The 13,451-nt window shown below is 60.8% G+C and carries 15 protein-coding genes and 1 other RNA gene; 9 read left to right on the plus strand and 7 right to left on the minus strand.

Annotation, left to right across the window (positions count from 1 at the left end; genetic code table 11):
* From ACQ66M_RS04590 to ACQ66M_RS04600, 3 genes are all read right to left on the minus strand, one after another.
* Nucleotides 1-714: a hypothetical protein gene (locus ACQ66M_RS04590; protein ID WP_350174415.1), complete on the minus strand. Its 714-nt coding sequence runs from the start codon at nt 712-714 to the stop codon at nt 1-3.
* Between the two features lie 123 nt (nt 715-837).
* Nucleotides 838-1,635 carry a sulfite exporter TauE/SafE family protein gene (locus ACQ66M_RS04595; RefSeq protein ID WP_430405120.1) on the minus strand — a complete coding sequence of 266 codons (798 nt, stop codon included), beginning with the start codon at nt 1,633-1,635 and terminating at the stop codon, nt 838-840.
* Nucleotides 1,635-2,093 (minus strand): ArsR/SmtB family transcription factor, encoded by a 459-nt coding sequence (locus ACQ66M_RS04600; protein ID WP_350174417.1) that lies wholly within the window; start codon nt 2,091-2,093, stop codon nt 1,635-1,637. Before ACQ66M_RS04600 ends, ACQ66M_RS04595 begins: the two co-directional genes overlap by 1 nt.
* A 67-nt stretch (nt 2,094-2,160) precedes the next feature.
* Here ACQ66M_RS04600 and ACQ66M_RS04605 point away from each other — a divergent pair, with 67 nt between their 5' ends.
* From ACQ66M_RS04605 to ACQ66M_RS04615, 3 genes are all read left to right on the plus strand, one after another.
* Nucleotides 2,161-3,024: an MBL fold metallo-hydrolase gene (locus ACQ66M_RS04605; RefSeq protein ID WP_430402207.1), complete on the plus strand. Its 864-nt coding sequence runs from the start codon at nt 2,161-2,163 to the stop codon at nt 3,022-3,024.
* Between the two features lie 63 nt (nt 3,025-3,087).
* A complete protein-coding gene (locus ACQ66M_RS04610; RefSeq protein ID WP_350174421.1) occupies nt 3,088-3,990 on the plus strand; it encodes a DMT family transporter in 903 nt (300 codons plus the stop codon).
* Entirely contained in the window at nt 3,990-4,733 is a 744-nt protein-coding gene (locus ACQ66M_RS04615) for a peptidoglycan recognition protein family protein (protein ID WP_350174423.1), read from the plus strand. The genes ACQ66M_RS04610 and ACQ66M_RS04615 overlap by 1 nt, the downstream gene beginning before the upstream one ends.
* Here ACQ66M_RS04615 and ACQ66M_RS04620 read toward each other — a convergent pair.
* Nucleotides 4,730-5,653 carry a YihY/virulence factor BrkB family protein gene (locus tag ACQ66M_RS04620; protein ID WP_350174425.1) on the minus strand — a complete coding sequence of 308 codons (924 nt, stop codon included), beginning with the start codon at nt 5,651-5,653 and terminating at the stop codon, nt 4,730-4,732. The genes ACQ66M_RS04615 and ACQ66M_RS04620 overlap by 4 nt on opposite strands.
* 170 nt (nt 5,654-5,823) lie before the next feature.
* On the opposite strand from ACQ66M_RS04620, the gene ACQ66M_RS04625 reads away from it, so the two are divergent.
* Together ACQ66M_RS04625 and rnpB are read left to right on the plus strand one after the other, a co-directional pair.
* Nucleotides 5,824-6,357, plus strand: coding sequence for a low molecular weight protein tyrosine phosphatase family protein (locus ACQ66M_RS04625; protein WP_350174426.1), 534 nt, complete (start codon nt 5,824-5,826; stop codon nt 6,355-6,357).
* 54 nt (nt 6,358-6,411) lie between these two features.
* Nucleotides 6,412-6,794, plus strand: an RNA gene (gene rnpB / locus ACQ66M_RS04630) — RNase P RNA component class A.
* A gap of 511 nt (nt 6,795-7,305) precedes the next feature.
* Here rnpB and pip read toward each other — a convergent pair.
* Genes pip through ACQ66M_RS04645 form a run of 3 tightly spaced genes read right to left on the minus strand, consistent with a single transcriptional unit; the run spans nt 7,306 to nt 9,401 of the window.
* Nucleotides 7,306-8,265 (minus strand): prolyl aminopeptidase, encoded by a 960-nt coding sequence (pip, locus tag ACQ66M_RS04635; RefSeq protein ID WP_430402209.1) that lies wholly within the window; start codon nt 8,263-8,265, stop codon nt 7,306-7,308.
* Between the two features lie 11 nt (nt 8,266-8,276).
* Nucleotides 8,277-8,732 (minus strand): GNAT family N-acetyltransferase, encoded by a 456-nt coding sequence (locus ACQ66M_RS04640; RefSeq protein ID WP_350174430.1) that lies wholly within the window; start codon nt 8,730-8,732, stop codon nt 8,277-8,279.
* A 9-nt stretch (nt 8,733-8,741) separates the two neighbouring features.
* Nucleotides 8,742-9,401: a DUF2959 domain-containing protein gene (locus tag ACQ66M_RS04645; protein ID WP_350174432.1), complete on the minus strand. Its 660-nt coding sequence runs from the start codon at nt 9,399-9,401 to the stop codon at nt 8,742-8,744.
* Between the two features lie 94 nt (nt 9,402-9,495).
* Here ACQ66M_RS04645 and ACQ66M_RS04650 point away from each other — a divergent pair, with 94 nt between their 5' ends.
* From ACQ66M_RS04650 to ACQ66M_RS04665, 4 genes are all read left to right on the plus strand, one after another.
* Nucleotides 9,496-10,467 (plus strand): RnfABCDGE type electron transport complex subunit D, encoded by a 972-nt coding sequence (locus ACQ66M_RS04650; RefSeq protein ID WP_430402211.1) that lies wholly within the window; start codon nt 9,496-9,498, stop codon nt 10,465-10,467.
* A complete protein-coding gene (locus ACQ66M_RS04655; protein ID WP_350174436.1) occupies nt 10,457-11,848 on the plus strand; it encodes a DUF2330 domain-containing protein in 1,392 nt (463 codons plus the stop codon). The genes ACQ66M_RS04650 and ACQ66M_RS04655 overlap by 11 nt, the downstream gene beginning before the upstream one ends.
* A 108-nt stretch (nt 11,849-11,956) precedes the next feature.
* On the plus strand, nt 11,957-12,574 hold the full coding sequence (locus ACQ66M_RS04660; RefSeq protein WP_430402213.1) for a hypothetical protein: 618 nt from the start codon (nt 11,957-11,959) through the stop codon (nt 12,572-12,574).
* 319 nt (nt 12,575-12,893) lie between these two features.
* Nucleotides 12,894-13,448 (plus strand): hypothetical protein, encoded by a 555-nt coding sequence (locus ACQ66M_RS04665; protein ID WP_430402215.1) that lies wholly within the window; start codon nt 12,894-12,896, stop codon nt 13,446-13,448.
* The last annotated feature ends 3 nt before the right edge of the window (nt 13,449-13,451 follow it).

Consider the following 13,451-nt stretch of genomic DNA (forward strand, 5'->3'; position numbering starts at 1 on the left):
TCAGCCACCGTTCGTCGACTGGAAGCCGGGATAGGCTCCCTTCTGGATCAACGACTTTGTCGCCTCGGTCGGCCGGGCAACGAGCGCATCCTGGGTGATGTTAACATTATATTCGAAGCCGTCACCCATCGGCTGGTATGTCGCCGATCCGTATTGCGCATCTATGCCGAAACGCTGGCCTTGCTTCTCGGCAATCGCGTGCACATCCAGCCCCGGATTCTGGGACAGTGCGATACCATTCGTCTGCGCATCGGTCACGGCTTCGTATGAAAACCTGCGTGCATCGCGCCCTTCAAGGTATTCGAGCCGGTAGATCGAGTCATAGCCCAGCATGTTGGCGACGGGCTGGAACTTGATGACCTGTGCCCCAATCTCGAACTGGTCCCCGCGCAGGACAGGTTGCGCACCAGTCGACTCAAGCAGTTTGGCGCCATCTGCAAAGGTGACATCGACGAGGTAGGAGCCGGGCGTCCCGGCGACTTCGGCAAACTTGATATTGGCCACATCGCGCTCAAAGGTCAGGCGTTTGTAAGTTTGGAGATTGAGTCCGGCAAAGGCGACGATCCCGGCAAGACCCAGGAAGCCCACGCCGAAAAGCAGCCGCCCGCCACCTGCGAGCGGTTTGAGGCTTGCCAGTTTCCCGAAGCCGGCAAACAGCAGCATCAGGCCAATGACGCCCGCCACGGCTGGCAAAATCCACCAGATCAATCCCATCCCAAGTCTCCATTTTTATGCTCAGACCGCCCACCCGCCGGCTCGGCTTCCTATTTCTGACCTATATCAGCGCGATGACAAGACTTCAGCAACCTTGTTCAGTCCGATTGCCTTGGCCGCAATTTATGCAGGATGAACGGTCAGGGCTCCGATTGCGTTCCATGCCACATAGGCCGCAACGACAAGGATCATTGCGGCAAAAGCCGACCGGGCAGTCCGCACCCGTTGGGACAGGATGCGTGAAATGGCGATGCCGGCAAGTCCGCCCACTGCGCCCCCGGACAGCAGGAGGAGCACGAGGCGTCCATCCACCAGGCCCGAAATTGCGTAATTGGCCGATGTCGCGGCGCCGAACAGGGCCACCGACACCAGGGACGACGCCGTTGCGTTCGACATGGTCATGCCTGCAGCGAGCATGAGCCCCGGCACGATCAGGAAACCGCCACCAATCCCGAAGAAGCCTGCCGCCATGCCCACGACAAGCCCAAGGGGCGCAATGCGCATTGTGATAGACGGGGTAAGGTGCACGTCGGGATCGCCTGCAAAGGCGGGCTTGCGGAACATCGACAGGGCAATCGCCGCCATCGCAATTGAAAAGGCGAGCAGGAGCTGGCTGCCATCAATCTGTTTGGCAATCGTGGACCCGCCAATGGATCCGGCGAATCCCGAAATGGCAAATACGATCGCGCAGGGCCATTTCACCTTACCCCCGCGCCAGTGCCCCAGCAGGCTGAACAGCGCAATCGCGGCCACCGCCGCTGCTGACGTACCAATCGCGATGTGCGGGTCGGTAACACCGACGATATAGAGCAGGAGCGGCGCAGCCAGAACCGAACCTCCACCGCCAAACGTGCCAAGGAACACGCCAATGATCGCGCCGCTCGCTATGGCCGCGAGGATCACCATGAGCGTCAGCTCCATCATTGCCCGGCTCGCTTTGCGGGACGCGCCCACGGTGCGGGCGCCTTACGCCCGGGCCGCGTCTCACCCGGCGCATCGCCATCAAGCGCGAAAGGACAGACCGCGAGGCAGTCCTTGGATTCGCTGGCGGCTCGCGCCTGCACCAGCAATTCCGGGCAATAGATGGTTGCCAGCGTCGCGATCACGCGGATCGCCGCCGGGTCGGCAATGGAATAGAAAATGGACTGGCCTTCGCGACGCGTGCGCACGAGGCCTTCCTGACGCAGGACGCCAAGGTGCTGCGACAGTGACGATTGCGACAGGGCCGTTCCCTGGCGCAGGTCTCCCACGGATATCTCCGTGTCGCCAAGGCGGCACAGGATCATCAACCGATGAGGATTCGCCATGCTGCGCAGCAGGCTGGCGGCCTCTTCAGCCTTGTCCTTGAATATGTCGGCATCGAGCAAAGAATTCATCATGGATCATATATATTAGCTCTTGTTAAATTAGCAATACCTAATATATGAGGATTGAAAGGATCCTCCCATGCCTCAGATCAAAGCTTTCTTCGACGACAAGACCTCAACCGTGACCTATCTCGTGTGGGATCCTGCAACCCGCGCCGCTGCGATCATCGACCCGGTGCTGGACTATGAGCCGCACGCTGCACGCCTGACGACGCAATCGGTCGATACCGTTCTGGATGTGGCCGACGAGCTTGGCCTGAAAATTGTCTGGGCGCTCGACACCCATGCACATGCCGACCATCTCTCGGGCGCGCACCATGTGCGCAGTGTTACGGGGGCGCGGGTCGGCATCGGTGCCCGCATAACCGAAGTGCAGAAGGTGTTTTCGTCCATGTTCCACGCGACGGATGTCTGCCCGAATGGCAGCACATTCGACGGCCTGTTCCAGGACGGCGAGACGTTTGCCCTGGGTGACCTGACGGTGCGCGTCATCCATACACCCGGCCACACACCGGCCTGTGTGACTTATGTTGTCAATGACGCAGCCTTCGTCGGCGACACATTGTTCATGCCGGATTACGGCACGGCACGCGCAGATTTTCCGGGCGGCGATGCCGCCACGCTCTACCGCTCGATCCACCGCATCCTCGACCTGCCGCAGACGACACGCGTATTCGTCGGCCACGATTACCTGCCAGAAGGGCGTGACAAGCCTGCCTGGGAAACAAGCGTCGCAGAGCAGCGGGCCGCCAACGTGCATGTGCATGATGGTGTCCACGAAGCCGACTTCGTCGCCATGCGAATGGCGCGCGATGCAACGCTGGACGCGCCGCGTCTGATCCTGCCATCGCTGCAGGTGAACATCCGTGGCGGCGCCATGCCGCCTGCGGAAGACGATGGTCAGGTTTATCTCAAGATACCGGTCAACCGTCTGGGTGTCTGACATCGCGCAGGGGCAGGTCTAAAAAGCCTGCCCTTGGCGGCCAAAGCCTGATAACGGGCTGGCATGGCTTTTCGCGACTTTCTGCTTCTTTTCGCCGTGTGCCTCGTCTGGGGACTCAACATTGTTCTCACGCGCTGGGTGGTCGCCGATGTCGGCGTGCCACCCCTGTTTTTTGCGGCCATACGCTTTGCGGGCGTTGCCCTATTTCTCATTCCGTTCCTGCGGCCCAAACCGGCCGATCTCAAGATGCTGTTCGTTATCGCCCTGCTGATCGGCTCGGTGAATTTCGCGCTCCTGTTCATGGGCCTGCAGAATGCCGAGGCCTCCGCAGCCGCCGTAACCGGCCAGCTCGGCGTACCGATCTCGACGCTCATGAGCATGGCTTTCCTCGGCGAAACCATTGGCTGGCGGCGCGGGCTCGGCATCATGCTCGCCTTCGCAGGTGTGGTGCTGATTGCGGTGGATCCCGGCAGTTTCGGCGTATCAGTTGGACTGCTCTATATCGTCGCTTCGGCCTTTATCGGCTCGGCGGGCGGCATCCTGATGAAGCGGATGAAACCGGTCAGCGGCCTGCAATTGCAGGCCTGGGTCGGCCTCTTCAGCTTCCTTCCTCTCTTCCTCGTTTCAGGCCTGTTCGAGTCGAACCAGGTCGAGCGCTACATGGCGGGCGGCTGGCAGGTCATCCTCGCCAGCCTGTTCGCGATTGTCGGCGTGTCGATCTTCGGACATGCTGCCTTCTACACACTGATCAAGAAATATGACGTCTCGCTTTTGTCGCCCCTCACATTGATGACACCGATCTGGGGCGTTATTTTCGGTATCGTCCTGCTGAATGAACCGATCACGGCCCGGCTTGTGCTCGGTTCAGTCATCTCGCTGACGGGTGTGTTCGTGATCGCGGTACGCCACAATACCCGGATGCCGGAGGCAGCCTTTGGCAAGAAGATCGGGCCCGGAGACAGCTGATGCAGTTTGATCCGTCACCCAGCCCGAATTTCAATGAGCGCAAATTCCCGGTCGACATGCTGGTGCTGCACTATACAGGCATGGCAAGCGGCGCGGCGGCACGCGACCGGATGTGCGATCCGAAGACTGAAGTGTCAGCCCATTACATGGTCTGGGAAGATGGCCGCATCAGTCAGCTCGTCAGTGAGGACAAGCGCGCCTGGCATGCCGGCGTGTCCACCTGGCAGGGCGATGACGACCTGAACTCGCGTTCCATCGGTATAGAGATCGTCAATGGTGGCCACGATGTGCCCCTGCCGGACGGTACATTGCCGCCCTACCCCGACGCTCAGATCGCGGCCGTCATTACCCTTTGTCAGAACGTCCTTTCCCGCCACGCGATCCCGGCAAGCCGCATTGTTGCGCATTCAGACATCGCGCCAGCGCGAAAGTCTGACCCTGGCGAGCATTTTCCCTGGGAAAGACTGGCCGATAGCGGCATCGGCATCTGGCCCGCCACCGCGATGGATGATGAACCAGCCACCGCCCTGCGCCCCGGTGAAAGTGGCAAGGCAGTCAGCCGCCTGCAGGAAGACCTGAAAGCCATCGGTTATGGACTGTCGGCAACGGGCACCTACGATGACCCGACCCTGCTGACAGTGCGGGCCTTCCAGCGTCGCTGGCGACCTGGCCATCTGTCAGGCGTGGCCGATGTCCGGACGCAGCACCTGGTCCGGCGCGTGCGGGAACTCAGCGGCCGCTAGGTCACCATCTCAACCTCGTCTTCGCCCTCTTCCGCGACAAGCCCTTCCTCCGGGATGCGACTGGCCCATTCGGCTGTCAGCGCCGCACCGAGCAATAGTGACGCGACCGATACCGACAGCCAGATAAATCCGAGAATGACCGAGGCCAGCGCGCCATAGAACGAGTCCAGCGCGGAGAACTTCAGATAGATATGGAAGGCCCAGGTCGCGCCCATCCAGGCCAGCGCACCGGAGGCAGCCCCGGCAACTTTCGCACGATGGCCCTTGATGCGCCCGTGCAGCGAAAGGGCAATGATCATGTAGAAGATGGCAAAGCACGCAATCCCCTTGCCGAGCCAGAGGCGTGAGGCAAGGTCGGACAGGCCCTGCGCGACCTCAAACGCGACAAAGCCCTGGTTCTCGGTGATGAATGAGGCCATCAGCTGCAGGGCCCCGAGGATCCAGACAGACAGGATCAGCAGTGCCGTCATCAGGATCGACACACCCTGGAAGCGGATGATCTTGCTCGCACGCTCGCTGCCGGTCACCATGCGAATGCCGGTAATTGCCGCCTTGGCCCCGGAACTCGCCGTATAGAACACCACAATGATGGCGCCGATGGCCTGCAGCGTCAGCGTGCGCGCCGTCATGCTGCGAATCGTATCGAGATCGGCCTTCGACAGCGGCGCCACGGCCGAAACCAGCACCTGGTCGATCGTGTTCGATAATTGCTGGCTGACATCCGCCGGCAGCAGGGTGAACAGCAGGGTCACTGTGAGATAGATCAGCGGGAAGATCGAGAACAGCGCATAAAAGCTGATCCCGCCCGTCACGATACGCACTTCGGGCTTGGACAGGCGCACCATCGCACACCAGAGAGGGATCAGCAGCCAGTGTTTCGCCAGTTCAGGCACCGGCAGTCGGTTGATCAGGTTGCGCATACAGCCTCCGGGAGGATTCGATCAGGCTTTGTATCGATGCCAGTGTGAACCGATCTGGACCATAAGGCCACATTTGATCCTTTCTTGCACTGCGAACAGGTTTCATCTATTTTGCTTTCTCAATCCCCGTATTGCCGCGGCTGCTGACCCGACAATATGAGGAACGAAACATGTCACACCCTGTCACCCGGGCAGCGCGCCGCGTGCTTGCCCGCAAGTATGGCGACCGCAAGGTGGAGCCCACCTATCGCGGCTTTGCCGAGAAAAACTGGAAACTCGTCTATTTACGCCATAACAAGCTGCACCGTGCACGCCAGCTCGGCAAAATCTGGCCGCCCAAGGAGTGGAAGAAGCTGACGGCCGATATCGAGCCCGTGAAAGTTCTGTTCGTGTGCAGCCGCAACCAGTGGCGCAGCCCGACCGGCGAAGCCGTCTTCGCGCGCGTGGACGGTGTATCCGCCCGTTCGGCTGGTACCGCCAGCAATGCCCGCCGGAAAATCTCGCTCGCCGACATCCGCTGGGCCGACCTGATCCTTGTCATGGAGGACAAGCACAAGTCCCGCCTCAGCGCCGACTTCCGTCAGGAAGTAGCCTACAAGCCGGTGCACATCCTCGATATTCCCGATAACTATAAATACATGGATGCGAACCTGATCGAGCTGATCCGCGCCAAGGCCGGGCCCCTGATCTTTGATCAGGGGTGAACGCTCTGCAGGACTCGAACTCCGGCCAAATACCCGCTATATGCGCGGTCATGACCAGACGGCCAGGCAATCGCTGGTGGTGGGGTAACCTGCCATTGGAGGAAAGTCCGGGCTCCAGGGAGACAAGGCGGCGGATAACATCCGCCCGGCGCGAGCCGAGGGAAAGTGCCACAGAGAGCAGACCGCCTCCCGCTTCGGCAGGAGGTAAGGGTGAAAGGGTGGGGTAAGAGCCCACCGCAGGCCTGGCAACAGGTCTGGCAAGGTAAACCCCGCCTGGAGCAAGACCAAGTAGGGGGCGCATACGGGATGTCTTCAGCCCGCGCCCCGGGTGTGTCGCGAGAGGCAGGCTGCAAGGCCTGTCGCAGAGGAATGGTTGCCGAACCGATGTCCCGAGAGGGCGCGGGGAACAGAACCCGGCTTACAGGCCGTCTGGTCATATCTGCGCCGGCAAGGCGCAACTAAAGCGTGTGCCGTCAGTCAGGTCTGGTCCCCTGTGGCGTTTTCAGACATTGAGACCGGCCTGCATTTCCTCGCGACAGACTTGGTAGAATGTCCGTAAGCCTCAAACAGGTCGTCATTCGGGATGACGGTATCGGAGTGGAAACGACCCCCTCCAGTCATACCGGTTTGGGCACCGACCTCATCAATATGATCGTCCGGCAGATCGGCGGCAAACCGGTGTCAGAGCAAACATCGCGATCCTGCTTCACACTGACAGTCCCTCTTCCCATAAACCAAACCCGGGCAAGGCAGGCGCGCTCCCGATGACGTTCGCCTGACAGCCGACCCATGACGAATTGAACGCGGGAGGTGGGACTGCCACTCAAGATGTCGTCCTGTTTCTCCAAGACCCTTACGCAAGGCGTCCCTCTCAGCCTTGTGTAAGAAGCACTGTGGCGTTTGAGGGATGCACCAGACGCCACGGTGCTTGCTTTCCAGATTGTCTCCCTACCCCGCCTTCCCCGCATACGTGTCCGTCGCGCGGATCAGCTGGTCGAGAATGCCCGGTTCGGAGTAGGCGTGCCCTGCCCCCTCAATCAGGTGAAAGTCAGCCTCAGGCCAGGCCTTGTGCAGCGCCCAGGCAAACCGCGCCGGGCATGGCATGTCATAGCGGCCATGAACGATCGTACCCGGAATATCCTTCAGCCTGCCTGCATCGCGCAGCAGCTGGCCCTCGTCCAGCCATCCGGCATGCGTGAAATAATGGTTCTCGATCCGCGCGAAGGCGAGCGCAAATTCATCCTCGCCGAACACATCGCTGGTGGATGGCTCGGGCAGCAGCGTGATCGTCTGGCCTTCCCACTGGCTCCAGGCCAGCGCGGCCTCGATCTGCACGGCCCGGTCATCGCTCGTCAGCCGCTTGCGATAGGCCGCTTTCAGGTCACCGCGTTCGGCCTCCGGGATCGGCGCCAGGAACCGCTCCCACTTGTCGGGAAACATTTCCGAGACGCCGAACTGGTAATACCAGTCCATCTCCGCCTTGGTCAGCAGGTAAATACCGCGCAGCACCAGCTCGCTCACGCGCTCCGGATGAGTCTCGGCATAGGCCAGCGCCAGTGTGGAGCCCCACGAACCGCCGAACACCTGCCATTTGTCGACCCCCATCATCTCGCGCAGCCGCTCGATGTCCGCCACGAGATGCCATGTCGTGTTCGCCTCCAGCGAGGCGTGCGGCTTTGACTTGCCGCAGCCGCGCTGGTCGAACAGCATCACGTCATAGAGCCTCGGATCGAACAGGCGCCTGTGGCTTGGCGCAAATCCCCCACCCGGCCCGCCATGCAGGAACACGGCAGGCTTCGCACCCTTTGTGCCTGACCGCTCCCAATAGATCACGTGGCCATCGCCGACATCGAGATGCCCGGAAGCATAGGCCTCGATTTCGGGATAGAGGGTTCTGAGCTCAGTCATGGCGGTGACCTTTACAGGGCAAGATGGAAGAACTGGTTGAATTCACTCTTTTCATAGTCGCCGAAGGCACCGCCCTCAACGAAACCGGAACGGCGGTACAGGCTCAATGCCGCGTCAAAGGCGGGGCCGCTGCCGGTCTCGAGGCTCAGCCGGTGATAGCGCCGCGCCTGTGCCTCGCCGATAATATGCTCCAGCAAATACGCGCCGACGCCCTTGCGCATGTGCGCTTCATGCGTGCGCATGGACTTGATCTCACCTCTGCCATCGCCCAGCGCCTTGAGCGCGCCCATTCCCGCCAGCGCATCGCCGTCCCAGACGGTGTAGAAGCTGATCTCCGGGGCCTTGAGGCCCGTCAGGTCGAGCGCGAACACATTGCCTGGCGGTGAACTGGCATGCATGCCATCGAGGTGAACGCGCAGCAGGTCCAGCACGCGCGAATCCTCGAAATCACCCGGGACAATCTGCATCCGTCCACCTCAGCTGCCAGCGCGCATTTCGGCGATGAAGGCATCAGCCTCGGCAATCGACCGTTCCATCTCGGCAATCAGGTCAGCCACATCGGATTCCAGGTTCGCAGTTTCCGCCCCCAGCGAGGCAATCGCGCGGGCATTCAGGTTATGCTTCAGGAACAGGACGCGATCATGAAACACGGCCAGAACCGGGTCCATCGAGGCTGCGGCCTTGTCCATCTTGTTGACCAGCGTGTCGTAGCGCGCTTCGGTGGCGGCCTTCTGCTCGGCCGATGCCCTGCGAAGGGCCGGATCGGAATAGGTCTTCAATTCGCTGTCCCATTCCCTGAACAGATCGCGCGCAACACCCTTCACGTCCCGGATGCGGGCGCGCACCTTGTCGGCCTTGTCTTCCGACCGGTCATAAGCATCCGACAGCGTGTCATAGGTCGACTCCAGATCACCCCCGTCGATATCGACCACTGAACGGAAAGCCTCCAGCGCATTGGCAAACTCTGCCTTCGCATTCTCCTGGCTGACAGCCGCATCGGTCACGCGTTGCACCAGAAGGTCCCGCTTCTCAAAGCCGATCTGTTCCATCGCGCCGTAATAGGTGGAGGCACAGCCCGCCAGGGCCGAGGTCGCCAACAGTGCGCCAACCAGGCCTGCGCGGATAAATGTGGTCATGTGACAATCCCCTTGTGCTTCAGTGCAGTCTTGCCGCGCTCCGGCCTTCGGGTCCAGACATGACCATCCGATCCTTTCATGAACCTGCCGTAATGTGATCGCATTTGGCGTATGCTATGGCCGGATGGACGCACTGGCCCGCCTCCCTGCCGCCCTCTTCCGCCGGATCGACGCGGACCCGCGCCATTGGCAGATCATCGCCCTCTTCGGCCTCTTCCTCTTTTCGTACACGACCAGCAGCTTCGGCGCCGATCCGCGCGCGCTCGCCTTCTCCTTTTCCGGTGCCATGCTTGCGCAGACGCTCGGCACGGCCCTCCTGAACCTGCGCGCGGGCAAGGCCCTGCTTGACGGCTTTGAATGGAAATCCGCCATGATCACCACGATCGGCGTAACCGTCCTGCTGCGCGCCGCCGACCCCTGGATATGGTTTGCCGCGACCTTCACGGGCATCAGCCTGAAATTCCTCATCCGCGTGAACAACAAGCATGTCTTCAACCCGGGCTGTATCGGCATCGTCTTCATGATGCTCCTGCTTGGACGTGAGGCCTGGGTCTCGCCTGGCCAATGGGGCCAGATGCCCCTCATCGCAGGCTATGCTCTCGCCCTCGCTGCGCTCACCCTCTCCTCCGCGAAGCGCCTCGACATCGCCCTCGGCTTTCTCGGGACGTTCGGGGCTATCCTGTTCGCCCGCGCCGCCTGGCTGGGCGACCCGATGGCGATACCCCTGCACCAGATGTCGTCCGGTGCGCTGCTGGTCTTTGCCTTCTTCATGATCACGGACCCGCGCTCAACACCCGACAGCCGCCCCGGCCGTATCCTCTTCGCGATGGCCGTCGCCAGCCTTGCAGCATGGTTCATCATCGGACCCAACCAGCGCGGCGCCCCGCTGATGGCGCTCGCCGCGCTCGCCTTCCTGACACCCCTGATCGACCGTTTCATGCCAGCGGGCCGCTTCGAATGGCCGTGCGACGCACCGCCTGCCGGACCCGGCCAGCGGCGGCCCGCAATCACACCTGTACGGATGACCCCCTGGGGGACAAAGGAGACACGATCCCATGAGACTTAAGCACTTGATTGCAGGCCTCGCCCTGCCGCTTGCCGGCCTGGCCTTGGCTGCCCCCGCCAGCGCGTTTTGCGGCTTCTATGTCGCCAAGGCCGATACGGACCTGTTCAACGACGCTTCCAAGGTCGTGCTCGCCCGCGATGGCGAACGCACCGTCATCACCATGGCATCGGACTTCCGCGGCGATGTCTCGGAATTCGCCATGGTCGTCCCTGTCGTCGACATTCCCGAGCGCGAGCAGATCAATGTCGCCAATCCCGCGCTTGTCGATCATCTCGATGCCTACACAGCCCCGCGCCTTGTCGAATATTACGATGAAGACCCCTGCGAGATCGAGCGCCGTTACGAACTGATGCGCGATTCTGCAGATATGGCGGCCCCACCGATGACGGGCGCCATGGAGGAAGCAGAAAGCCTCGGTGTCACGATCGAGGCCGAATATGAAGTCGGCGAATATGACATCCTCATCCTCTCTGCCGAGGAATCCGATGGCCTGATCACATGGTTGAACCAGAACGGCTACAAGATCCCTGACGGCGCCGAGGAAACCGTCGGCGCCTATCTCAAACGCGGTATGAAATTCTTCGTCGCCAGGGTCAGTCTCGAACGCCATGACGGATCAGCCATGCTGCGACCGATCCAGGTGGCATATGAAGATGAGGACTTCATGCTGCCGATCCGGCTCGGCACGGTGAATGCCGAAGGCAAGCAGGAACTCTTCGTCTTCGCCCTGACGCGTGAAGGCCGCGTCGAGACCAGCAATTACCGCACCGTGAAATTGCCGTCCGACATGGATGTACCGATCTATGTGAAGGACGAATTCTCAGACTTCTACAAAGCCATGTTCGCGCATCAGGTGGAGAAGGAAAACGGCAAGGCCGTGTTCATGGAATACGCCTGGGACATGGCCTGGTGCGACCCTTGCGCTGCAGAACCGCTCAGCCAGTCCGAATTGCGCGAGCTTGGCGTGATGTGGCTGGACGAGGCCTCAGACAGCCCCGCCCCGCGCGGTGGTTTTGGCCCCGCACCGGTCGATGTGTTCGTGACACGCCTTCACCTGCGTTACGACTCCACGACATTTCCTGAAGACCTGACCTTTCAGGTCACAGGCGACCGTGAGAATTATCAGGGCCGCTACGTCCTGCGTCACCCATGGCGCGGCGACTATCAGTCGTGCAAGGCGGCAGGTGACTATGCCAATACGCTCGTCAAGCGATGGGACGAGGAAGCGATCTCGCTCGCAAAGCTCACAGGGTGGGACGTGAACGCAATTCGTGATAAAATGGCTGAAGGCGGTTTTTCGGCCAGCGCTCTCAAAGGAGTGGAAATCGAAACGCCAAATCCGAAGAAATCCTGGTGGCAACGCCTGTGGGGAAACGGCTGATCTGCAACATTTATCGCAGGTTGCAAGAATGAGAAAAAGCCGTAAGACTCAAAAGCGAACAGTCCTTGATTGGGAGGCGGGCCCTTCCGATTCACTCTGGAGTTGACTATGCCGCGACCAGCAGGGGCTCGGAACCACGATTTTGAAGAGAAGCGCAGCGCGCTCGTTGACGGGCTCACGCGGTTCGCTGTCACAGCTGAGCTGCGCCGACCGTCGCTGCGACAGTTCGCCATCGCCGTCGAGGCGTCCGAACCTACGCTGCGCCACTATTTCCAGGATCGGCGAGGCGTTGTGCTGGCCATCCTGGAGCGCATGGGCAAATTCGGCCAGGCCGTTCGCAAGGACTTGGCATCGCCGTCTGAAAACGTCGCAGGCGCGGTGAAAAGCTATTACAAAGTTGCAGCACCGGGCGCACAATTCGATCTCTACACGCGTGCGCATGCGTTCGGCCTGATCGAGGGAATCGCTGATGAAGCCACCGGCAAGGCCTATCTCAAATACATGCTGGAGCCGGCCCTGACTGTCATCACCGATAAACTGGCCAGTACGCCCGACGCGCCTGCTTCGGCGCTGAAACAGCGTGCAGCGGCCTTTGCCGTCCTCTCTCCTCTCATCCTGATCGGAATTCACCAGATGCTGCTGGGCGGCGCCGAGGAAGCGCCACTCGACAGCAGGTCAACCATCGACCTGTTGCAGACCTGGCTTGGCGAAGCCATTTCCGAATAGGCATCGCAATGCGATCCTTGGCGGTTTCTGCCAATACGCCCGGCGTCCGTTTCAAGGCGTTCACGCCACGTCTTTATCCCAAAGGAGTTGAGCCGGGACGATCCACTCGCCAAGTGCGGCGCATTCGAACGATGAGGCCAAAAACTCATAAACTGCAGTAAATATTATAGGTTGCCTCATCACTGAATGGTCGTATGAATGGATTGAGAATGGTTCTTGATTGAGAGCCAGACAATTCACTTTGGAGTTGACGATGCCGCGACCGATTGGGGCTCGAAACCATGACTTTGAACTAAAACGCGCAGCACTTGTCGATTCAATGACGGGATATGCACTGGAAGCTGACCTTCGGCGACCGTCGCTGCGCCAGTTCGCGATCGCCGCCAAGGCCTCCGAGCCGACCCTTCGTCACTATTTCGATGATCGCCAGGGCGTCGTTGAAGCCATTCTGGAGAATATGGGCAAGCGCGCCACATGGATATGGGATGTGATCGCCCATCCGGCGGGCAATCCGACTGAGGCGATTGAAGAGTATTACCGCGTCGCCGATGCCGGCATGCGCTACGGCCACTTCACGCGCGCGCATGCCTTCGGACTGATTGAGGGCATCGCAGACGACAACGCAGGCCGCGCCTACCTGAAATTCCTTCTGGAACCCGGCCTCAAATCAATCATGGACAAGCTGGAAGCTACGCCCGACGGACCGGCGTCGCGCGATGCCTTGCGCACGGCGGCCTTCGCCATCATGGCGCCACTGCTCTTCATGTCGATACACCAGAAACTCCTCGGCGGAGAAGCCGACTTTCCGATCGATAATCAGGCGACCATCCAGCACCTGCAGTCCTGGCTGGGCCGCGCGCTCACGTCCGGCTGACCG

It is taken from the genome of Hyphomonas sp. (assembly GCF_965284475.1).
Classification (GTDB): Bacteria; Pseudomonadota; Alphaproteobacteria; order Caulobacterales; family Hyphomonadaceae; genus Hyphomonas.